Source organism: Magnetococcus sp. PR-3 (assembly GCF_036689865.1).
Taxonomy (GTDB): Bacteria; Pseudomonadota; Magnetococcia; order Magnetococcales; family Magnetococcaceae; genus Magnetococcus.
Genome location: NZ_JBAHUQ010000016.1, coordinates 38245 through 60417, shown reverse-complemented (window position 1 = coordinate 60417; position 22173 = coordinate 38245). Strand labels below are relative to the sequence as shown.

The window sequence follows — 22173 nt, the reverse complement described above, 5'->3', positions numbered from 1 at the left end:
TTCCTCTCGGGTGGCCGTGTGGTCGTACGACCACATGGGTTGTCTTCACATTTTGACTGCCAGCCACTGTAGGGCTGATCTCTCCACGCGTACAATTAGACTTTAGTCGCATATGGTGGGGTAAAATGAATGTGAGATTTATAAAAAGCTAAATAATACAAAGATATGGGTGTCTATTTGTAAGGCTGTTATGACCCGTAAAAAGTGTATGGATGGTTCTGCAAAGATGCTTTTCTGCCATTCCGTTCCTGCCTGGCGGATAAATGGTGTTTGATCTTGCCTGCCTGAGCTAAAACAGGCACCGTAGAGTCTGTGAGATTACGCTCTAACTGCGTGGCCTAAGGGGTTGAGTTTGGGCTGTGGCATGGATAAACCAACGGGGATTACAGGAAAGCTGAGCTTGATGGAGAGACCTTCACAGAGTATTCCCCATGCCCACACCACCTGTGCGGATGAACAACAGGCCGTGGCACAGTTGTATGGGCAGTTAGGTGGGACCGATGCCGCTGTAGTGGTGGTTTTTTGTTCGGCTTCTTATGATGTGGTGCGCTTTAGTCAGCAGCTTCAGTCCTGTTTTGTGGCGACCAGGATCATTGGATGTACGACCGCCGGTGAGATCTCCCCCGATGGGATCTCTCGGGGTGGGGTGAGTGCTTTTGCCTTACCCAAACAGGCTTTTCAGGTTTCTACTCTGGTTATTGAATCCCTCTCCCAGCGGGATGTTGCCTCCTGTACGGCGCAGGTGGAGTCCTTTTATGCCACCTATGGACAGGAACGACCGGATACCCAGCGTTTTGCGCTGTTGTTGATTGATGGGTTGTCCCGCGCTGAAGAGGTGTTGCTGACCGCCATTGGTTCGGTCATGAGTGCCCTGCCTATTGTGGGGGGCTCGGCAGGGGATGAGCTGAGCTTTGAACGCACCTACCTGTTTCAGGACGGTAAAGTGTATGAAGATGTTGCCTTTGTTCTTTTAATCCATTCCAGTTATCACATTAAGGCGTTCAAAACAGAGCATTTACAACCTCTGGAACACAAAATGGTGGTTACCCGTGCGGATCCTGCTGAGCGGTTGGTTTATGAGATCGATGGAGGGCCTGCAGCCCATGAGTATGCGCAAGCCATGGGGTTGCCACCGGAGGCGCCACTCTCCCCCTCGCTTTTTGCGGCCCATCCGATCATGGTGCGGGTGGGGGGAGAGCACTATGTGCGCTCGGTTGCGACGGCCAATGCCGATCATAGCCTCACTTTTTTCTGTGCCATTGATCAAGGCAATGTTTTTACCCTGGGTAAAGGGGGGGATCTGGCCGGTAGTTATGAGCGCATTTTAACGCAGATGTCTGATGCGCTGGGTGCTCCCAGTCTGGTGATTGGTTTTGATTGTATTTTCCGCCGGTTGGAGGTGGATGAGACGGGTATTATCCATCAGGTTGAACAGTTGGCTTCTCGCTACCGGGTGGTGGGGTTTAATACCTATGGTGAGCAGTACCAGAGCATGCATATGAACTGCACCTTTACAGGTGTTTACATCAGTCAGGAGAAGGTTCAGGGTAAACATGCGCCCCTGGCCTCTATGAACTGGGCGGATGCTCAGCCCCCCCTGGCCGGAAGTGTGGAATCCTTAAGCCGTGAAGTGCGTAAGCTCCGGCGGGTGAATCAGGTGTTGATGGATCAGGTTGAGCGCAACAGTGATTTTCAGCAAAATGCGTATGCCATGTTCCAAACAGCCATTAAGCTGGATCATCAAGTTAAGGAGCGTACAGGTGAGTTGGAGTCGACCCTCAATGCCTTGCAGGAAACCAATCAGATGTTGGAGTGGGCTCGGCAAGAGGCGGAGCGGAACCGCCAATATCTTCAGGAGGTCATTCATAGCACATCCGAAGGTATTGTGGTCTATAACCAGGAAGGTAAGCTGACGCTGCACAACAATACCTTTACCCAGATTTTTCCAAGGCTTGCTTATATTTTAAAAGAAGGTGCTCTGTTTTCGGATATCATCCGCGCCGCCGCCTCAAGTGGGGAGATCCTGGAGGCACGTCAAGATCCGGATGCTTGGGTAAAAATGCGTTGTGCCCGTCGTGCCCATATTGGCGAGCCTTTTTTGATACACCTCTCCGACGGCCGATGTGTTCAGGTGCGTGAGCGCCACACCGATCAAGGGGATGTGGTGGGGATCTATACCGATATTACCGGTATTAAACAGGCAGAGAAAAAACGGCGGGAAACAGAGCTGGCCCAGCAGAACTTGCTGCTTCAAGCTACTCTGGCCGGGTTGAGCCAAGGGGTGGCGGTTTTTAGTCAGGATAATCACCTGTTGCAGTGGAATGATCCCTTTACGCAGCTGCTGGATCTACCCCTTCACGTGCCACAGGTTGGCATGTCGGTTGAGGCCCTGCAGGCCCATAATGCCATTTTTTATGAAGCCTTCCCCCATGCTGAAGGGCCCCAACCCCAGGGCACTTCCTCCTCCAAACAGCCCTTTATGGTCAGTGATGGGTGGATTGATACCCGTCACCACACCCTGGCTTTTACCTATGGTCTGGAAAAAAATATTGAGGTGCGGCGTAATACTATGCCGGGCGGGGGCTGTGTGTTTACCTTCTCAGACGTCACCCCTTACCGGGATGCCACGCGCGCGCTTTCTAACGCACGAGATACTCTGTCGCAGCGGGTTGCTGAACGTACCCATGAGCTGATAGAGGTCAACCAGCAGTTGCGTTTGGAGATTACCGAACGGCAGGAGATGGAGCGGTCTTTAGAGAGTGCCCGAGATGAAGCTGAAGAGGCCAATGCTCGTAAAACCAAGTTCATGGCCGTGGCCAGTCATGATCTGCTGCAACCCCTCAATGCCGCCCGCTTAATGATCTCATCGCTTTTGGAGCGAGAGATGCGGCAGGAAAATAAGCAGATGGTGCAGCGTATTAATATGGCCATGGAGGGGGTGGAGAGTCTGTTAACGGATTTGATGGATATCTCCAAATTTGATGCCAAGGTTGTGGAGGTGAATCCATCCCCCTTTGCAACAACCCGACTCCTCAACGCTTTGGAAAATGAGTTCTCTCCGGTTGCCGCTCAGGCGGGGTTGGTTTTGACGGTGCAGCATCAGAGCTATCAGGTTGTCAGTGACTATCCGTTGCTTAGCCGGGTGTTGCGCAATTTTATCTCCAATGCCATTCGCTATACGCCACACGGTGAGGTGCAGGTTCGTTGCCGGTTATCTGATGAGGCGGGTTTTTGCCGTTTTGAGGTGCAAGATAGCGGTATTGGTATCGATCAAGAGAAGTGGGCGGAGGTGTTTGAGGATTTTCGCCAACTGCCCAATTTTGCGGATGAAGATCTCAAGCGGCACAAAGGGGCTGGGTTGGGGTTGGCTATTGTAAAGCGGATTGCCCAAATTCTGGATCACCCCATTGGTTTGGACTCCACATTGGGGGAAGGTTCGCTGTTTTGGATTGATGTACCTGTTATCTCTGTACAAACCCATGAACCCGCCCAGGCCCCTTTGGTCACCACCAGTCAGAGTGAGAACTTCACCAACCTGCCTGTTTTGGTGATTGATAATGACCCAGATATACTCTACGGCATGCGCACGCTGCTTGAACCCTGGGGGTGTTTGGTCTATACCGCCCTGGATGCCACGCAGGCTGAGCAACAGTTGCAACAGGTTGTTGCGCAGGGGGCATCATTGGCGCAGGTGGTTGTGTTGGCGGACTATCAGTTGGATGATGGCGCGTTGGGACCTGAGGTGGTACAAAATCTGCGCGCGCAAAGTGGCGCTCAGCTCCCCTGTTTGGTGATTACGGCCAACTACTCCCAAGCGTTGAGCCAGCAGCTTCAAGCTGAGGGGTTCCAGGTGTTATGTAAACCCTTAAAACCCGCCAAACTACGCGCCTTATTGGCCTATACCCTGACCGCATTAGGTTAAAGGGTTGCTCTCTTTCATCATCAACAGAGCTTGGGTACGGTTGTTGACTTTAAGCTTACGAAAAATGGAGGTAATGTGAGCTTTGACCGTGGCTTCCTTAATGCCAATATCACTGGCAATAATCTTATTGGGTTTGCCTTGGGCCAGATGCTCCAGCACCAGAAGTTCGCTCGGGGTAAGGGAACGCAGCGAGCGGATGGTGTTCTCTGACGCAGGGGGGGGCTCACCAGGGGGGCTGTGGGGGGTTAATAGGTGGGCTGGCCACCACTCTCCACCCTGTAACACCACCTCCACCACCTCTTGAATCTGTGGCCTAGGGAGCGATTTTGGAATAAAGGCGGATGCACCGTAGCTCATGGCCAGGGATATGGTCTCCCGTGCTTCACTGGCCGAGACAATGATCACCGGCACTGAGGGGGCTGCACGGCGTACCTCAACCAAACCGGAAAAACCCTCCACACCCGGCATGCGTAGATCCATCAACACCAGATCCAACTCCGGATTGAGTAGCTCCAGCAGTTGATCATATGAGCTGGCTTCCTGCAGCGCCTTATGACCCGGTAGGGTCTCTAATGTATGCCGCAGAGCTTCCCTGAAGAGGGGGTGGTCATCTGCGATCAGTATACGCAACATCATACCTCTCCCCCACGGGTCTGTTCTTCACGATCGTGGATGACTGCACATGCCGTAACCAAGGACTAATTATGATCCGATGGGGAGAATCATACACATTTTCCTCATGGGCGGGTATGGGCTTATGATCAATGGGCTGCTGAATGGGGGTAGTTGGTCTTGCCGCCGTATAACAGGGCAGGGGGGCGGCGGCGGAGGTGGCGAAGAGAACCCTCTTGGTGGTTATCCGGCTTGTTGATGCCGTGTGGTTCGGCCCTAGGTGGTGTGGTCTCACCATGGGCTGTTGTGAACAGACCCCTGGTGAGACGCGCTACTTTTAGTCAAAGTGAGCTGTCCATCTTTAGGAAGGTGCGCACGGCCCCAACCACTTGATCTCGCTGTAGGGGCTTAGGCAGGATCACCACATCATCCGGCAAAGCGGCTGCGCGTTTATGGGCTGGTTGCTCTTCATCTTCACTGGGTTCCCCGAGTAGGACAATGGGGGTAATGGCATTCACCGTTTCAGCACGGCGGATACGCCGAACCTCAGCCAAGCCACCATCGGGCTGGTGGGCGCAATCCATAATAATTACCCCAAACTGGGCCGCCTGGGCATTTTCCAGGAAGCCACAACTGGCTTGGCAACCATCCAGCTCAACAGTATTCAGCCCCAGCTCTTCCAAAATCCGCTTTAAAATCATCCGAGCCACTGGATTGTGGCTGACCAGTAAGGCTTGATCTGAAACCTTGTTGACGTTCAGCGCATTGGCCAGGGACTCTTGGGGGCGCCACACTTTACGACAGGGGAGTTGAATATGGAACACACTGCCGTGGTCGGGTTCACTGCGCAGTTCAATGGTGCCATCCATCAGGTCCACCAACCGTTTGGTGATGGTTAGACCCAGACCAACCCCCCCACGGGTGCGGTTGGGCAGGTCGCCCTGATTAAAGGGTTCAAAAATGGCTTGAATCTGCTCTTCTGGGATCCCAACCCCTGTATCAGAAATGACAAAATGCAGGGTGCCTGAGCGTGCTTTAGGCTCCCCTTCATACCAGGTGTTCAGGCTAACCTGTCCTTCATGGGTGAACTTCACCGCATTGATCAGCAGGTTGTTTAATGCGTGGCGGGCACGGCCTGCATCCAGCATGATCTCTTTAGGTAGGGTGGGCGAGACCTCCATCTCAAAATTAAGATGCTTCTCCTGGGTCTTCTCTTCGATCTCATCATGCAGTTCAGTGAGCAGGGTGTTAAGGTCGCAAGGCTCCTCATGCAGGTGGAACTGCTCACTTTCAACGCGGGAGAGGTCCACCAGATCCTGAATCATGGAGGCGAGGTGAGAGGCCCCTTCCTGAATATTCTCCAGATGACGCCCCTGTTTATCACTGAGATTCTCTTCATCCCGGATCAGTTTGACACACCCTTTAATGATGTTCAGCGGGGTGCGGAACTCATGGGTCATGTGGGTCAAGAATTCGCTCTTAACCTGATTGGCGGTCTCGGCCGCGTTGCGGGCGTGTTCAATCTCTTTTTCCAGCTCAATACGGGCAGAGATATCCTCTTTAATCGAGAGAAAGTTGATCACTTTGCCATCTTGATCCCGGATGGGGGAGATGGTGTTTTTCTCCCAATAGCGCTTGCCGTTTTTCTTACGGTTACGGAACACCCCTTGCCAAGCTTTGCCCTGATTGATGGTCCCCCACAGATCCTTATAGGTTTCCCGTCCGGTCTCCCCAGACTTTAAAATGCGGGGGTTGCGCCCAATCACCTCATCTGGTCGGAAACCTGTTAGGCTGACAAACTCAGGATTAACATAGAGAATGCTGCCTTCCGTATCGGTAATCAGCAGGGCTGTGGGGCTCTGCTCCACCGCTTGAGAGAGCTTGGTAACCTCCGCCTCAATCCGTTTACGTTCCTCAATTTCATCCCGTAGATTATCTCGGGTTCGTACCACCTCTTGCATCATGCGCTCAAAGCGACTGACCAAGGTGCCCAGCTCATCTCGTGATTTCTCCTGGGTCAGTTGTGCCCCCAGGTTCTCTTGGGAAAATTCAGAAATCCGTAAAGATACCCGCCGGATGGTGCGCGTAACCCACAGCATAATAAGAATAGAGGCGAGAATAAGGACAAAAGCGGTAATGGCACGCTGTTGACGTTCTGTAATCAGAATATTCTGACTTTTCTCTTCCGCCAGTTCGGTGGAGATCAGGCTAACCATCTCGACCATGGTGCGGCTGGCTCCGCGACCTTCTAGGTTGATGAAGGTCTTACCCGCAATAATAAACTCCTTCTCCAACGCTTTTAGGGGGGTGCCGGGTAGCAGCGTTTGGGGCGCGTTACTGGCAATAATGTGTTCAGGGGAGCCCGATGCTAATGCGATGATCCCATCGGAGGGTTGGTTAGCCCCCATATGGGTGGTCATAAAGGTGTCATCCAGTGGGGTGGCGGCCACCAGCAGGCGGTTGGCTTGAGCGCTCTCGACCGGCTCTGTGAAGAGCAAGTATGGCGTGTCGCCAATTTCCACAATCATCACTGGTGCTTCCGAAGGCTTGCGGCTGAGCTTATCTAAGCTTAACAGTCCCTTCGGGGGTGGTGGCGTGGTGATGCGGTGATACACCTCCAGCGCATGGCCGTTGGATCCCGCTAAAATAAGATAGGGCACTGGGAGTAGTGAGTTGATCAACCCCTGTTCAGGTAGCCACTGAGGGGTGGCGTTATGCATGCGCGGCTTGAACTGTCCCACGCGACGGGATTCGGGGGATTGCAGGTAGGCATCCACCCGCTGTTGGCTGGCCATGAGCGTCAGCGCATCCCCATAGCTCAGCACTTTGCGTTCAAAGGCAACCCGGCTCTCCAGTGCACGTTCCCACACCTGATGGAGCAGTTCGTTATGGAACAGCTCTTTCAAATGGCGGGTTTGCCAATGGTCCAACGCCCCCCAGGTTGCCACCCCGACCAGCAGCGTGGCCAATAGGGTTTTAAAAGTCAGGGAGGTGCGTCGCAACATGCTGCGTAGCGAAGGGGTTTCTTGATCCATGGTCGCCCAGGCGATTGATTAATGAGTTAAAAAAGTCCATATGAAGACAATGGCCGAGCCCGCAGGTGGCTCGGCCAAATATGATGATACGCCCTTTCCCGGTCTGGGCAAATGGGTTTTTTGCCAAACCGGAAAAGGGGCTGTTTTTTTCAAAAAACGTCAGGTGGCTTAGGCCGGGATTATGCCTCCGCGGCAGCCGCCTCTTTGCGCTCTTTGTCGCTGCCCAGAATATCTGGGTTTTGCTTTTCGGCATGACCTGATGGATTGGTGAACTGATCGTTCAAGCGCTGTACCAGGGCATCGCTCTCTTTAAGAATGTTCTCTAACTCTTTAATGCGGCGGCTGTTCCACTCGCTGGGGGTTTTGCGCAGCAAAGAGCGTGTGGAGCGGGTGTTGAAGCTAAAGACACGCTTTAGGGTCTCCAGCATCTCAGGCTTTTTCTCTTCCCGTTCCATCTTGGCGTTGACCAACTTGGCCATCATTTTACGGATGGTAAAGTGCAGATAACCGCCAATACCCGCAAAAAGTGCCAAAATGGCTACGGAACCGATATGGGCCAGTCCAAAGCCCCCTTCAGGGTTGCTCCAATCCAGCTCCGCGGGGTTGGGTCCGGGCCAGGGCAGAGCGTTGGAGAACATGGCGATCAGCATAACGACCAGGGCGGAGCCCAGGACGATTGCATCGGTCATTAATACTTTATTGCGCCAATCAGCCAGCATACCGGTAATGCGGGGGATGACCTCTTCATTAATGCTACGGGCCGAGAACTCCAGCACACCCACAATGCGGTAGGCACGTTCCACCTCCACCTGCTGGATGCGGCTCATGATCTCTTGCATATCCTCCTCGCGCTTTCCTTCATAACGGGCACGCAAGCTGGAATCTTCAATGGGTTTGGCCGCTTCTTTATTGTAGATCTGGTAAAAACGACCAGCCGTCAGGCCCGATTGGGAGAGTGAACGCTGCCATGCCGCCACCACATCTTCCAGGTTATCCTCTTGGGCTGTGCAATCAATTTGATTAAGCACAAAGAGAAATTTGTTGGAGTCGTGACGGTGAATGGTGTTGGCAACCAGATGCTCCAGGGTGTCGCGCATGGCGCCGGGTTCGGGGTGGCGGGCATCAAAGAACACCAACACCAGATCGGCCAGCTCCATAATATGATCGGTAATACGCAGGGTTGAGTTGCGTTGATCGTCGGCATCAAAACCGGGGGAGTCGATCACAATTTTACCGCGCAGATCTTCAGAACGGCAGGTTTTTAGCTGGAGATAAGCATCGATACGGCGTCCTTCTCCCTCTACAACCTGGTCGATATCACGGCTGATTTGGTAAAAGGGGAAGCGGGGGTCAGCATCCAGGGCAAGACCGGGCAGTGTGTGGCTTTCGGCTTCTTTGCTGTAGCACAGCACGGTGAACTTGTCATCCACGGCCTGATTGCCGGTGCGCTGTAATTTATCATCTAAAAAGGTGTTGATAAAGGTGGACTTGCCTGCTGAAAAGGTGCCCAGGATTGAGATCAATGGCCACCAGGGAACCCGGGTGGCATAGGAGTCGTCGGGATCCAGGATGCCCAATTTATAGGCGATGGCGTCGAGTTCGCGGAAATGTCTAACCGCCTGAATAAGTACTGGGTTTTCTTCCTGTAGGTGATTCTCCAGACTGTCAAGTCTGCGTTTGACCAGGGTACTGGGACCTTGCTGCATCTTCCACGCCTCCTCGTTACTTACGGGACACTTTTTTTCCGAAAAAGCTACGCCTTTTTGTAGGAATGGTGTAGTCTCTTGTTGGGGTATAGGTGTATTTTATACACCCTCTTGAGTGTCCATTATAGTATGGGCCGTCCAATCATTTTCTAAAAAGCAGTGTACCCATATTATGGGGTGGATTGAATCCCAATTTTTGCTAAATTTTGAAAAAAAACGTGGAAGTTTAAACCGGTGAGGCAAAAGTTCAGTAGCGTGGGCTGCCTCATCGAATCTTTAGTTTCAGCAACCTAAAGAAGAGCGGGGTTGAGTTATGTCCAAGGAAACCATCACCATTCGCGATAACCGTACCGGTAAAGAAGTGGAGTTACCCATTCAAGAGGGTACAGCCGGGCCGCCCGTGGTGGATGTGACCAAATTTTATAAGGATTTCGGTCTGTTTACTCTGGACCCAGGGTTTCGTTCCACCGGTTCCTGCCAAAGTACCATCACCTTTATCGATGGTGACAAAGGTATCCTGTTGCACCGGGGCTACCCGATTGAGCAACTGGCTGAGCAAAGCTCTTTCCTGGAGGTCTGTTATCTGCTGTTGAACGATGACCTGCCCAGCAAAGAAGAGTTTCAGAAGTTTGAGAATACCATCACGCATCACACCATGGTGCATGAGCAGCTGTTGCGTTTCTTCTCCGGTTACCGCCGGGATGCCCACCCCATGGCCATCATGGTCGGGGTCGTTGGCGCACTGTCTGCCTTCTATCATGATGCCCTGGATATTCGTGATCCTCAGCATCGTCTGATCTCAGCCCATCGTTTGATCGCCAAGATCCCAACCATTGCTGCGGCCTCTTACAAGTATCACAACGGTCAGCCTTTTGTTTACCCCAACAACAAAATGAGCTACTCCGAGAACTTCTTGAACATGATGTTCAAGACCCCTTGTGATGAAGACTTCAGCATTGATCCGCGCTTGGTGAGTGCCATGGATAAGATCTTTATCCTGCACGCAGATCATGAGCAGAATGCTTCGACATCCACCGTGCGTCTGGCGGGTTCTTCTCTGGCCAACCCCTATGCCGCCCTGTCGGCTGGTATCTCCGCGCTGTGGGGACCTGCTCACGGTGGTGCCAATGAAGCTGTGCTGAAAATGCTCGGCGAAATTGGTAGTGTGGATAAGATTGAAGAGTACATTGAAAAAGCCAAGGATCCAGACGATCCCTTCCGTCTCATGGGCTTTGGGCACCGTGTGTACAAAAACCACGACCCCCGTGCGGTTGTGCTGAAAGGGGCCTGTCAAGAGGTTCTGGACGCCGTGGGTAGGCATGATGAGCCCATGTTCAAGATCGCCATGAAGCTAGAAGAGATTGCTCTGAGTGATGAGTACTTCATCAAGAAGAAGCTCTTCCCCAATGTGGACTTCTACTCCGGTATCATCCTCTCCGCCATCGGCATTCCGGTGAACATGTTCACCGTGATCTTTGCTCTGGCCCGTACCGTGGGTTGGGTCAGCCAGTGGAAAGAGATGATCGAAGAGGAAGGTCAATCTATCGGTCGTCCCCGTCAGCTCTATGTTGGTGCAGCCCAGCGTGACTATGTGCCCTTAGATAAGCGTGGATGAGGGGAGCTTAAGCTTTCCCTAAAACCCACTATTGACAAAGTGGGGTGTAAAATCGCATAGTTCGATATTTACATCCTTTGAGAAATGCGCCCGCCTTCATCACTGGAGGCGGGCGTCTTGTTCGAGACCGGTTGGCTTGTGGGCAGGGTCTAGGGAGATACGCGCTGTATTTACCTGCTTTTGCGCCATAAAGAAAACCGGTCAATTGTTCTTTGTTATGGGAGTCGAGTCGTGAAATTGACCGGCGCGGAAATCATCGTTCAGTGCCTGCTTGAGCAGGAAGTTAAAACCGTTTTTGGCTATCCAGGCGGTGCCGTACTGAACATTTATGATGAAATCTATAAATGTGAAGATATCCAGCATGTGCTGGGTCGGCATGAGCAAGGTTTGCTGCACGCAGCAGACGGTTACGCCCGGGCAACCGGTGAGGTGGGGGTAGCCCTGGTGACCTCAGGTCCGGGTGCCACCAACGCTGTTACTGGCTTGGCCACCGCCTATATGGACTCGATCCCTATGGTCTGCATTACCGGTCAGGTGCCGGTACCGCTGATTGGTAATGACGCCTTCCAGGAGGCCGATACCGTGGGTATTACCCGCTCCTGCACCAAGCATAACTACTTGGTGAAGGATGTGAAGGATCTTGCCCGTGTGATCCGTGAGGCCTTCTACATTGCCCGTACAGGCCGTCCTGGTCCTGTGTTGGTGGATGTGCCCAAGGATATCACCATCGCCACCACCAACTATGAGCCAGCCAAAGGTGAGGTATCTATCCGCTCGTATAAGCCCACCACCACCGGTCATACGGGGCAGATGCGCAAAGCGGTTGAGCTTATGGCCAAGGCCAAGCGTCCACTCTTCTACACCGGCGGTGGGGTTATCCTCTCCGATGCAGCAGATGAGCTGACCAAAATGGCCCGTAAGGTGGGTGCGCCCATTACCAACACCCTTATGGGTTTGGGGGGCTACCCCTGCACCGATAAGCAGTTTGTGGGTATGTTGGGCATGCATGGTACCTACGAGGCCAACATGGCGGTGAGCCGTTGTGATCTGCTGATTGCCATTGGCGCTCGGTTTGATGATCGGGTAACCGGCAAGATTGCTGAATTTGCACCGGAAGCCAAGATTATCCATGTGGATGTAGATCCAACCTCCATTTCTAAAAATGTGGAAGTGGATGTGCCCATCGTTGGGGATATCAAAAAAGTCCTCACCAAAATGTTGCCTATGATGGAAGAGGATGCCTTTACCCAAAATCGCCCAGATATGGGGGATTGGTGGGTTGAGGTTGAGGCTTGGCGTCGCAAAGAGTGCCTGAAGTTTGACCAGAGCGACGATGTCATTGAAGCCCAATATGTGATCCAGAAGCTCTATGAGCTGACCAAAGGCAACGCCATCGTAGCCACGGATGTGGGTCAACATCAAATGTGGGCCGCACAGTTCTACGGTTTTGAAAAGCCCCGTCGCTGGCTCACCTCTGGTGGTCTGGGTACCATGGGCTACGGCTTACCAGCGGCCATGGGTGCGCAAATGGCGTTCCCCAATGATACCGTGGTGTTGATCACAGGTGAGAGTTCGATCCAGATGAACATCCAGGAGTTGGCGACTTTGAAGCAGTATAATCTGCCCATCAAGATTGCCATTCTCAATAACAGCTTCCTGGGGATGGTGCGTCAGTGGCAGGAGCTCTTCTATGAGCGCCGTTATGCTGAGTCAGATATGACCGTACAGCCTGATTTTGTACAGTTGGCCCAGGCCTACGGGGCCACCGGTATGATGACCAGCCGTCCTGTTGAAGTGACGGGTGTGATTGAGAAAGCGTTGGCTGTGGATGGTCCTGTGGTTATGGACTTCCGCGTAAACCGTGAAGCCAACGTCTATCCCATGGTGCCCGCTGGTGCGGCCCTCAATGAAATGATTTTGCTGTAAGGGGAGGGTGCCATGAAACATGTTCTTTCCGTTTTGGTTGAGAATGAAGCAGGTGTCCTAACACGGGTATCTGGTCTATTTTCAGCCCGTGGCTTTAACATTGAGAGCCTGACTGTGGCACCTGTAGGTGATGGGGAGACCTCCCGCATTACCTTGGTGACCGTGGGTGAAGACAACATTATTGAGCAGATCATTAAGCAGTTGCATAAGCTGGTTCCTGTGATCCAGGTGCATGATCTGACCGAGCGTTCCCATGTGGAGCGTGAGTTGATGATGGTGAAGGTGGATGCGGAGCGTGATGTCCGGGCAGAAGTGTTGCGTATTGCCGATATCTTCCGTTCCCGGGTGGTGGATGCTACCCCCAACACCTTTGTGGTTGAAGTGACCGGCAGTAGCGATAAGTTGGATGCCTGCCTGAATCTGTTAACCCCGCTGGGTGTGGTTGAGGTTGTACGTACTGGTAAAGTAGCCATGGCACGTGGACCTAAGCGTATGAAAGAAGTATTGCCCGCATAAGTGGGCGGAGCATTATAACGGGGTTAAGGTTCTCTTTATCCCCCGGGGCAGGATTGCCCCAATCGCGTTCAGGTGCTTGGAGCGTCTATTCAAGCCCGTCTATTAAAACAGCCGCACCGTTTGTTGGTGCGATACAGGAAAAAACCTCGAACAGAGGGCAGAGGAGTCACCTACGATGAAAGTGTATTACGACAGCGACGCCGATTTGGGTCTGATTCAATCCAAGAAAGTGGCCATCATTGGCTACGGTTCCCAAGGGCATGCCCATGCGTTGAACCTGAAGGATTCCGGTGTGGATGTAGTGGTTGGCCTGCGTGCTGGCTCCTCCTCCTGGGCCAAAGCTGAGGGTTCCGGCCTTAAAGTGGCTGAAGTGGCTGACGCTGTTGGCGGCGCTGATTTGGTGATGCTGCTGGTTCCCGATGAGCATCAAGCCAAGATCTATCGTGATCAGGTTGCACCTAACCTTAAAGATGATGCCGCCCTGGTCTTTGCTCATGGCTTCAACATCCACTACGGTCAGATCGAAGCACCTGCAGGTGTTGACGTGTTCCTGGTAGCCCCTAAAGGCCCTGGTCACCTGGTCCGTGCTGAATACCTGCGTGGCGGTGGTGTGCCTAGCCTGGTGGCCATTCATCAAAACGCCACGGGTAAAGCTCTGGACATCGCGCTGTCCTACGCTTCTGCCAATGGTGGCGGCCGCGCCGGTGTCATCGAAACCTCCTTCAAGGAAGAGACCGAGACCGATCTGTTCGGTGAGCAAGCCGTACTGTGCGGCGGTGTGACAGCTCTGATTCAGGCGGGTTTTGAGACGCTGGTTGAAGCGGGTTATGCCCCTGAGATGGCTTACTTCGAGTGTCTGCATGAGACCAAGCTGATTGTGGACTTGATCTATGAAGGTGGTATCGCCAACATGCGTTACTCCATCTCCAACACCGCTGAGTATGGTGACCTGACCCGTGGTCCTCGTGTTATCACCGACGAGACCAAGAAAGAGATGAAGAAGATTCTTGATGAGATCCAGACCGGTGAGTTCCCCCGTGAGTGGATTTCAGAGAACATCTCCGGTCGTCCTAAGTTCCTGGGCCTGCGTCGTCGCGGTGAAGCCCACCAGATCGAGGAAGTTGGCGGCAAGTTGCGCGCCATGATGCCTTGGATCCAGTCCAGCAAGCTGGTGGACAAAGAGAAGAACTAAGCTTTATTGGCTTAGCTGAAAAAGGGGGGCGTTCGTACAGTGGTACGGACGCCCTTCTTGTTTTATCCCTTGTTTCTTGGCTTAAGAAAAGGCCCTTTGCCCTTGAGATTAAGATGCCTTGGTGGGGGGATGTGCTGTGTTTAAGCATGTTTGGGCTCTGTAGAGGTAGATCTTTAACGCGCCCCTGTTTTTGTTGAGGGGGGCGGGTGAGATCTTAAACCAGAGGCGTTTACCCTTAAGTCAGGTGTGGATGCATAGGGATGGCGTGGCGGGCAGCGCCTGCCGGGTTTTAGGAGAATGTCAGGTTTCCCCTTGCTCCTAGGCGAGGATAAATCGACACTGTAGCGGCGGTCTGGTTCGCCCCAGGCTGTAATTTATTGAAAACACCACGCTGGTCACTGGATCAGGGTTGATCACGAAGGATAGTCAATCATGGAAAAGACAGGCCCTGTAGCCAAAGAGGGTTACCCTTTTATTGCCATTTTTATTGGGGTGGCGGCCATCAGTACCGCGCTTAATTTGCACAGCATTCTCCAGTTAGTGCTGTGGGTGCTGGCGCTATGGTGTATCTGGTTCTTCCGTGACCCAGAACGTGAAACCGATGCCCCTGCGGATGCGGTTATTGCCCCGGCAGATGGTAAAATTGTGGCCATTCGAGAGATGGAAAAAGGGCCGCTTACCGATGAGCCCGTGCGGATGGTCTCCATTTTTATGAATGTGTTTAACGTACATGTGAACCGGGCCCCGATTGCCGGTACGGTGACGAAGATTAGTTACCACCCAGGTAAGTTTGTGAATGCCGACCTGGATAAAGCTTCGATTGAAAATGAGCGTAATGTGTTGCTCATGGACAATGGTAAAGGTGTTAAAGTGGCCTTTCAGCAGGTCGCTGGCCTGGTGGCTCGACGTATTGTGTGCCGGATTCCAGAAAACACCCCTCTGCAGCGCGGTGAACGCTTTGGTCTGATCCGCTTTGGTTCGCGGGTGGATGTGTTCTTTCCCATGGATGCCGAGATCTCTGTTAATCTGGGCGACAAAACCGAATCCGGGGTTACGACCCTGGGTGTGTTGAAGAATCAAGAAAGCTGAGATCATGGTCGAACCTGACGCGCCCAACCCCAAAAAAGCGGTCTATATTCTGCCCAACCTGTTGACGACAGCGGGGATGTTTTTTGGTTTTTTCAGCATCATTGCAGCCTTGACAGGCCGTTATGAGTTGGGGGCCATTACCATCTTTATTGCGGCGATTTTTGATGCGCTGGATGGACGTGTGGCGCGGGCTATGGGGGCGACTTCGGCCTTTGGTAAGGAGTATGACTCCTTAGCGGATTTCCTCTCCTTTGGTATTGCACCGGCGATTTTGGTGCAGCAGTGGGCGCTGGATCCTTTTAACCGCGTTGGTTGGGCGGCGGTGTTTTTCTACACGGTGTGTGGGGCGTTGCGCTTGGCACGCTTTAATGTGCAGCACTATGTGCAGGAATCCCGTATCTCCAAGCGCTATTTCCAAGGCTTGCCCAGTCCCATGGCCGCTATGGTCATGGCCGGTATGGTGCTGTTGTTGCTGGATTGGGACCTGTTGACGATTGCAGATGGCAGCCAGAAGACCTTTGGTGGCTGGGTGGTGTTGGCGGTGGTGATTACCATGGGTGGTTTGATGGTAAGCAACATTCGTTTCCGCAGTTTTAAGGATTTTAACTGGCACCGTGAGAAGCCGTTTATGACCTTGGTGGCGGTGGCGGCTTCTATGGCGCTGTTGGCAATGCATACCCATACGACACTGTTTGCTGTTGTGGCGGGCTATCTGCTGCTGGGTTTCCATAGTCATCGTGAATATTTGATGCTATTGGCTGAGGGCAAAGAGGTTGAAGAGGATGAGGTTGAAGATCTGAGTGTCTGACCCCATCTTACGCTACGGGGTCTGGATGCTAAGCGCCAATCGATGAGGATGGTGAAGCCTATGCTTGGGTTAGGGCTTCACCCTTCACCCTCACTGCAACCGTGCCAGAAGGCTGGCTTGGCCCGCTCTGGCTCCCCTGTACGGTTTAAGGGGCTCTTTGTACCTGTTGGGTCGGTTGGCTCGCCGCTCTGGCATGTTTGGCTGTTGGGTGAAATAGGGCCCTGCCAAAAGTGATAAGCATTAAATCCCGTGAGAAGATTGGGAACTTCTGCCCCCAGCCTCTCCTCACATCTTTACATTATAAATCGTGAACGACCGCACCGCATAGCCGCACGGGGGAACTCACCATGCCGACCAGCAACCGCATTATAATTTTTGATACCACCCTGCGGGATGGAGAACAATCGCCTGGCGCCTCTATGAATGTGGAAGAGAAGCTGCGCATTGCCAAGCAGCTTGAGCGTCTGAAAGTGGATGTGATTGAAGCCGGTTTTCCGATTGCATCCCCCGGTGATTTTATTGGTGTAAAAACCGTGGCTGATGCCATTAAAGGGTGTCAGGTTGCCGGTCTGTGCCGGGCTAAGGCGGCAGATATCGACCGTGCCTGGGAGGCGCTGAAGGGCGGGGTGGATCCCCGTATCCACACCTTTATTGCGACCAGCCCTATCCACATGCAGCATAAGTTGCGTATGGAGCCCGAGCAGGTGATTGAAGCGGCGGTGGATGCAGTAAAAAGGGCCAAGTCCCACACCAGTAATGTGGAGTGGTCTGCGGAAGATGCCGGACGTACGGAGCCTGATTTTCTCTGCCGCATTGTTGAAGCGGTGATCAAGGCTGGTGCGACCACGGTGAATATTCCCGATACAGTGGGGTATACCTTGCCCCATGAGTATGGCGAGCGCATAAAAAACCTGGTGGATCGGGTGCCCAATATCGATCAAGCGGTTATCTCTGTGCATTGCCATAATGATTTGGGGTTGGCGGTGGCGAACTCTCTGGCTGCTGTGGTCAATGGGGCCCGTCAGGTGGAGTGTACCATCAACGGTTTGGGGGAGCGTGCGGGGAATGCCTCTTTGGAAGAGGTGGTCATGGCTCTGCGAACCCGTAAGGATATCCTGCCCTTTGAGTGCCAGGTTGATACCACAGAGATCGTGCGCAGTTCCAAGTTGGTCTCCTCCGTAACCGGTTTTCCAGTGCAGCCCAATAAAGCCATTGTGGGGGCCAATGCCTTTGCCCATGAGTCGGGTATTCACCAGGATGGTGTGCTGAAAAAAGCGGATACCTATGAAATTATGACACCCGAGTCGGTAGGGTTGACCACCAACCGTATGGTGTTGGGTAAGCACTCGGGTCGCCACGCCTTTAAGGATCGTTTGGAGAGCCTGGGGCATGATCTGAATGAAGAACAGTTAAAACGCGCTTTTGAGCGTTTTAAAGAGCTGGCGGATAAAAAGCACGAACTGTTTGATGAAGATCTGGAAGTGTTGGTGGATGATGAAATGTACCGCCACTTCAGTGCCTACTATAAGCTCTCTCGCCTGCATGTGGCCTGTGGCACCCGTGATACCCCCGTGGCGGTGGTGCAGATTGAGCGTGATGGCGATGAGCGTATGCACAGTGCCTGGGGTAAAGGCTCGGTGGAGTCGGTCTTTAACGCCCTGCGTAAACTTATTCCCGAAGCGGCCGAGGCAGAAGTGCTGCTCTATCAGGTGCGGGCAGTCACTGAGGGTATTGATGCCCAAGGGGAGGTGACGGTGCGTCTGCGTTTAGGGGATGCCACCATCGTACAGGGGCAGGGGGCAGATACTGATATTGTGATCGCTTCGGCCCATGCCTTTATTAACGCTTTGAATAAAGCAGCCTTCCAGCGCCATAAACCCACCAAAGGGGTATAGCCTTGGCCGGTGTGCCCTGCTTATAACAGGCAGGCGCTGTGTGGCTCTGTCGGTTTACGGGAACGTAAGCCGTGTGCCTAGGCGTGGTGTCTATTAAACCCGTTTGGGATCCGCTGTCGGCGGGGTAAGGCTCAGGCCGTATGGCGGGTAGAGTGTTCTGCCCGTTGTGTCTGTGCGTTTAAACTGTGGGCCTCTCTTTTCTCAAGGTAGGGTTATCGAGCTGCTGAGGGGCGGGCGCCAAGATCTTCTAAATTCAGGGTCTGGTGGTGTCACTGAGCCGGGTGGAATAATCCCCCAAGGGGTGGGTGGATAGAGACATCTTTTTGCAGCTCCTAGACCCCCCCTAAACAGAGACATTGGACAGAGAACCTTCCCCCTGCTACGATGTTTTGGCACACGGCTTGATTCATAAGGGGGTAAGGCACCGCTTTTTGGGGCCGAATCTGGATCAAATTGCCCACCAAGGGAGATGAACATGAGCATCCGTCGCGTTGATAAACCGGGCACGTCCCTGCCCACGACGGGTACCCGACGTACCGCACAACGTGGTGCCGTCTCGGGGGAAAAATTTACCGAAGCCCTGGACTCTGCCCAGTCCTCAACGGTGGATGCGGTCGATGAAGTAGCCTCGACCGATGCCGTAGAGCGGGTTGATCAGGTCTCTGACCAGACCAAGCGTCGCCAGTTGAAACAGGCTGATGAAGTGCTGGAAACCCTCAGCGCATTGGAAGAGGACCTGCAAGGTTCTGCCTCCAAGAGTGATGAGGAGGTTATGGACCGTCTGCGTGAAACCCGGGACGAGGCCCTGCGTAACTTAACTGAAGAGACCCGTGGGGGCGAAGAGCGGGAGCTACTGCACCGTACCGCCGTTATGGCCACTGTGGAGTTGGCCAAAAAAGACCGGGGTGACTACCACTAATCTGTGGTCTCACTTTTTAGCCAAATCATGAAATCGAAAAGCCGCTGTCGATACTAGGTGACGACAGCGGCTTTTTTTTATATGATGCTCCGATTGTACCCTTGGCGAAGCGGGGCAGAAGGTGTGGAAGGCTTGCTTGTATCGGCATCCCCCTTGGTTTTATCCCCTCTTCAAATAGCGCACCATTTTCATCCTCTTTAAAAGATGTTTAGGGTGCCTGTTTAACCTATCTTTGGCATGTGACGACCCAATATGTCGTTGGATCATATACGCAATTTCTCCATTATCGCCCATATTGACCATGGTAAAAGTACCCTGGCCGACCGTCTGATCGAATATACCGGTGCGCTTAGCGAACGGGATATGAAAGAGCAGGTGCTCGACAGTATGGAGCTGGAACGGGAACGTGGTATCACCATTAAGGCTCAGTCCGTGCGACTGGAATATAAAGCCAAAAATGGGAATACCTACATTCTGAACCTGATCGATACCCCCGGACATGTAGACTTTACCTACGAGGTCTCTCGCTCACTGGCCGCTTGTGAGGGGGCACTACTGATTGTAGATGCCGCTCAAGGGGTCGAGGCTCAGACGTTGGCAAACGTCTATATGGCGATTGAGCATGATCTGGAGATTATTCCTGTTCTCAATAAAATTGACCTGCCCTCTGCAGAACCCGAACGGGTGAAAGAGCAGATTGAGGAGGTCATTGGCCTGGATACCACGGATGCCATTGAAGCTTCGGCTAAATCCGGTATTGGTATTGAGGAGATCCTGGAAGCCATTGTGCTGCGGGTTCCCCCACCACAAGGGGATCTTGACGCTCCCACCAAAGCACTGGTGGTGGACTCCTGGTATGACAACTACCTTGGGGTGGTCTCTCTGGCCCGGATTTACGATGGTAAGCTTAAGGCAGGGGATAAAATCCGCTTTATGGGGGTTGGTATGGACTACCCCATGGATAGTGTGGCTTTTTTGACCCCAACCTTGACCAAAGTAAAAGAGGCCAAGGCCGGTGAAGTGTGCTGTGTGCTGGCGGGTATTAAAAAACTGGCTGATGCACGGGTGGGGGATACCATTACCACCGTACGACGCCCCTGTGAGGAACAGCTCTCGGGCTTTCAGCCCGCTAAATCCATGGTCTTTGCAGGTCTCTACCCGGTGGACTCCGCCGACTATGAAGATCTTAAAGAAGCACTGGAAAAACTCTCCCTGAACGATGCTGCGGTCAGCTACGAAATGGAAACCTCCCCTGCATTGGGCTTTGGCTTCCGTTGTGGCTTTTTAGGCATGCTGCATATGGAGATTATTCAGGAGCGCCTGGAGCGTGAGTTTAATCTGGATCTGGTCACCACAGCCCCAACGGTGGTCTATCGGGTGAAAAAGACCGATGGTGAGACCGTCGATATCCGCAGCCCTGGTGAGCTGCCCCCGCCCAATAAGCGGGAGTATATTGAAGAGCCCTATATTTTGGCGGCCATTATGGTGCCAGCAGACTTTATGGGGCCGGTCATGCAGCTCTGTACCGAGCGCCGTGGCACGCAGAAGGATATGAGCTACATTTCAGAAACACGGGTTATGATTCAATATGAAATGCCCATGTCTGAAGTGGTCATGGACTTCTTTGACCGTTTAAAATCCATGACCAAAGGCTATGCTTCTTTGGATTATCAACTGCTGGATTACCGGCAGAGCGATCTGGTGAAGTTGGATATCTTGATCAATGGTGATCCGGTGGATGCCTTGACGGTGATTGTGCATCGGGATATCAGCCAGTTCCGTGGCCGTGAACTGGCCAAAAAGATGAAAGAAATTATTCACCGGCAGATGTTTGATGTGGCGGTGCAAGCCTGTATTGGTGGCAAAATTATTGCGCGGGAGACGGTTAAAGCACTGCGCAAAAATGTGACCGCCAAATGTTATGGTGGGGATATCAGCCGTAAGCGGAAACTGCTGGAAAAGCAGAAGGCTGGTAAAAAACGCATGAAGCAGGTTGGTAAGGTGGAAATTCCCCAAGAGGCCTTCTTGGCCGTGCTGAAGGTAGACTAAATCATGCTCAAGCGGCAAACCAAACATCTGTGGCATGGTGTTCTCTTTATGCTGGCCGGGCTGTTCATGCTGGGTGGCTATGTGGCCGTTAGCCTGGATGGCGCGGTGGTGGTTGAGCCTTTCCATTTTTGGACGGCTGTAGCGGTTGTGATGATCCTGGGCGGCGGCTTTATGATGCTGCGCGGGAAGAGCTGGTTTGAAAAGGAGAGTATTGCCCTGGAGTATTACGACGCCATTGTCGTGGCTTTGGGCTTTGCTCTATTGATCCGTACCTTTGTGGTTGAACCGTTTAAGATTCCATCGGGTTCGATGATTCCCACCCTCTTGGTGGGGGATTACCTGTTTGTTAACAAGTTGGCCTACGGTTATCGGCTGCCCTACACCCAAAAGCGCATTTTAATGGGGGATGGCCCCGAGCGTGGGGATGTGGCGGTTTTTAAATTTCCCATGGAGCCTTCCAAGGACTATATCAAGCGTATTGTGGCCCTACCTGGGGACCGGGTCTCTTATGAGAATAAGCGGCTCTACATCAACGGTAAGCCGCTGGATTATAAGATGACTGGCGAATACAGCTACCTCAATGAGTATGAGCGCCGTATTAATACGCTGGGATTAAAAGAGAACAATGGTGAACGCAGCTATCGGGTTTTGATCCAACCCAATGTACCGGCTGCTTTTCCCATGGAACATGTGGTGCCAGAAGGGCACTACTTCGCCATGGGGGATAACCGGGACAACAGTAATGATAGCCGTTACTGGGGCTATGTTCCGGCCTTTCGTCTGGTCGGACGAGCCACCCGCCTGTTTTGGTCTTGGGACCATGTAGAAGGGCGTGTGCGCTTTGACCGGGTGGGTGATCCCATCCGTTAACCTGGAACCGTAAGGTACC

At 52.9% G+C, this 22173-nt stretch carries 14 protein-coding genes; 11 read left to right on the top strand and 3 right to left on the bottom strand.

The window, feature by feature from the left end; all coding sequences use genetic code 11:
- Window positions 1-364 precede the first annotated feature (364 nt).
- Entirely contained in the window at window positions 365-3922 is a 3558-nt protein-coding gene (locus V5T57_RS10865) for an FIST N-terminal domain-containing protein (RefSeq protein WP_332891238.1), read from the top strand.
- Here V5T57_RS10865 and V5T57_RS10860 read toward each other — a convergent pair.
- The 3 genes from V5T57_RS10860 to V5T57_RS10850 form a co-directional block, all read right to left on the bottom strand.
- Complete coding sequence (locus V5T57_RS10860; RefSeq protein WP_332891237.1) at window positions 3914-4558, bottom strand: response regulator; 645 nt, start codon at window positions 4556-4558, stop codon at window positions 3914-3916. The two genes, V5T57_RS10865 and V5T57_RS10860, sit on opposite strands and share 9 nt — an antisense overlap.
- A gap of 317 nt (window positions 4559-4875) precedes the next feature.
- Window positions 4876-7569: an ATP-binding protein gene (locus V5T57_RS10855; RefSeq protein ID WP_332891236.1), complete on the bottom strand. Its 2694-nt coding sequence runs from the start codon at window positions 7567-7569 to the stop codon at window positions 4876-4878.
- 179 nt (window positions 7570-7748) lie between these two features.
- Window positions 7749-9275, bottom strand: a complete 1527-nt coding sequence (locus V5T57_RS10850) for a dynamin family protein (RefSeq protein WP_332891235.1) — start codon at window positions 9273-9275, stop codon at window positions 7749-7751.
- A 313-nt stretch (window positions 9276-9588) separates the two neighbouring features.
- Here V5T57_RS10850 and gltA point away from each other — a divergent pair, with 313 nt between their 5' ends.
- The 10 genes from gltA to lepB all read left to right on the top strand — a co-directional run bounded on the left by gltA (window position 9589) and on the right by lepB (window position 22154).
- Window positions 9589-10890 (top strand): citrate synthase, encoded by a 1302-nt coding sequence (gene gltA, locus V5T57_RS10845; protein WP_332891234.1) that lies wholly within the window; start codon window positions 9589-9591, stop codon window positions 10888-10890.
- Between the two features lie 231 nt (window positions 10891-11121).
- Window positions 11122-12816 (top strand): biosynthetic-type acetolactate synthase large subunit, encoded by a 1695-nt coding sequence (gene ilvB, locus V5T57_RS10840; RefSeq protein WP_332891233.1) that lies wholly within the window; start codon window positions 11122-11124, stop codon window positions 12814-12816.
- A gap of 12 nt (window positions 12817-12828) precedes the next feature.
- Window positions 12829-13332: an acetolactate synthase small subunit gene (gene ilvN, locus V5T57_RS10835; protein WP_332891232.1), complete on the top strand. Its 504-nt coding sequence runs from the start codon at window positions 12829-12831 to the stop codon at window positions 13330-13332.
- Window positions 13333-13507: 175 nt separating this feature from the next.
- Window positions 13508-14524 (top strand): ketol-acid reductoisomerase, encoded by a 1017-nt coding sequence (gene ilvC / locus V5T57_RS10830; RefSeq protein WP_332891231.1) that lies wholly within the window; start codon window positions 13508-13510, stop codon window positions 14522-14524.
- A gap of 432 nt (window positions 14525-14956) precedes the next feature.
- Window positions 14957-15613, top strand: a complete 657-nt coding sequence (locus V5T57_RS10825) for a phosphatidylserine decarboxylase family protein (RefSeq protein WP_332891230.1) — start codon at window positions 14957-14959, stop codon at window positions 15611-15613.
- A gap of 4 nt (window positions 15614-15617) precedes the next feature.
- Window positions 15618-16421: a CDP-diacylglycerol--serine O-phosphatidyltransferase gene (gene pssA / locus V5T57_RS10820; RefSeq protein WP_332891229.1), complete on the top strand. Its 804-nt coding sequence runs from the start codon at window positions 15618-15620 to the stop codon at window positions 16419-16421.
- A gap of 347 nt (window positions 16422-16768) precedes the next feature.
- Entirely contained in the window at window positions 16769-18316 is a 1548-nt protein-coding gene (locus V5T57_RS10815) for a 2-isopropylmalate synthase (protein WP_332891228.1), read from the top strand.
- A 475-nt stretch (window positions 18317-18791) separates the two neighbouring features.
- Entirely contained in the window at window positions 18792-19235 is a 444-nt protein-coding gene (locus V5T57_RS10810) for a hypothetical protein (protein ID WP_332891227.1), read from the top strand.
- A gap of 252 nt (window positions 19236-19487) precedes the next feature.
- Window positions 19488-21284: a translation elongation factor 4 gene (gene lepA / locus V5T57_RS10805; RefSeq protein WP_442918200.1), complete on the top strand. Its 1797-nt coding sequence runs from the start codon at window positions 19488-19490 to the stop codon at window positions 21282-21284.
- 3 nt (window positions 21285-21287) lie between these two features.
- Window positions 21288-22154 (top strand): signal peptidase I, encoded by an 867-nt coding sequence (gene lepB / locus V5T57_RS10800; RefSeq protein ID WP_332891226.1) that lies wholly within the window; start codon window positions 21288-21290, stop codon window positions 22152-22154.
- The last annotated feature ends 19 nt before the right edge of the window (window positions 22155-22173 follow it).

Excerpts from the sequence above, each read along its gene's own strand:
- V5T57_RS10865 (WP_332891238.1), top strand. The coding sequence starts at position 365 with ATGGATAAACCAACGGGGATTACAGGAAAGCTGAGCTTGATGGAGAGA.
- V5T57_RS10860 (WP_332891237.1), bottom strand. The coding sequence starts at position 4,558 with ATGATGTTGCGTATACTGATCGCAGATGACCACCCCCTCTTCAGGGAA.
- V5T57_RS10855 (WP_332891236.1), bottom strand. The coding sequence starts at position 7,569 with ATGGATCAAGAAACCCCTTCGCTACGCAGCATGTTGCGACGCACCTCC.
- V5T57_RS10850 (WP_332891235.1), bottom strand. The coding sequence starts at position 9,275 with ATGCAGCAAGGTCCCAGTACCCTGGTCAAACGCAGACTTGACAGTCTG.
- gltA (WP_332891234.1), top strand. The coding sequence starts at position 9,589 with ATGTCCAAGGAAACCATCACCATTCGCGATAACCGTACCGGTAAAGAA.
- ilvN (WP_332891232.1), top strand. The coding sequence starts at position 12,829 with ATGAAACATGTTCTTTCCGTTTTGGTTGAGAATGAAGCAGGTGTCCTA.
- ilvC (WP_332891231.1), top strand. The coding sequence starts at position 13,508 with ATGAAAGTGTATTACGACAGCGACGCCGATTTGGGTCTGATTCAATCC.
- V5T57_RS10825 (WP_332891230.1), top strand. The coding sequence starts at position 14,957 with ATGGAAAAGACAGGCCCTGTAGCCAAAGAGGGTTACCCTTTTATTGCC.
- pssA (WP_332891229.1), top strand. The coding sequence starts at position 15,618 with ATGGTCGAACCTGACGCGCCCAACCCCAAAAAAGCGGTCTATATTCTG.
- V5T57_RS10815 (WP_332891228.1), top strand. The coding sequence starts at position 16,769 with ATGCCGACCAGCAACCGCATTATAATTTTTGATACCACCCTGCGGGAT.
- V5T57_RS10810 (WP_332891227.1), top strand. The coding sequence starts at position 18,792 with ATGAGCATCCGTCGCGTTGATAAACCGGGCACGTCCCTGCCCACGACG.
- lepA (WP_442918200.1), top strand. The coding sequence starts at position 19,488 with ATGTCGTTGGATCATATACGCAATTTCTCCATTATCGCCCATATTGAC.
- lepB (WP_332891226.1), top strand. The coding sequence starts at position 21,288 with ATGCTCAAGCGGCAAACCAAACATCTGTGGCATGGTGTTCTCTTTATG.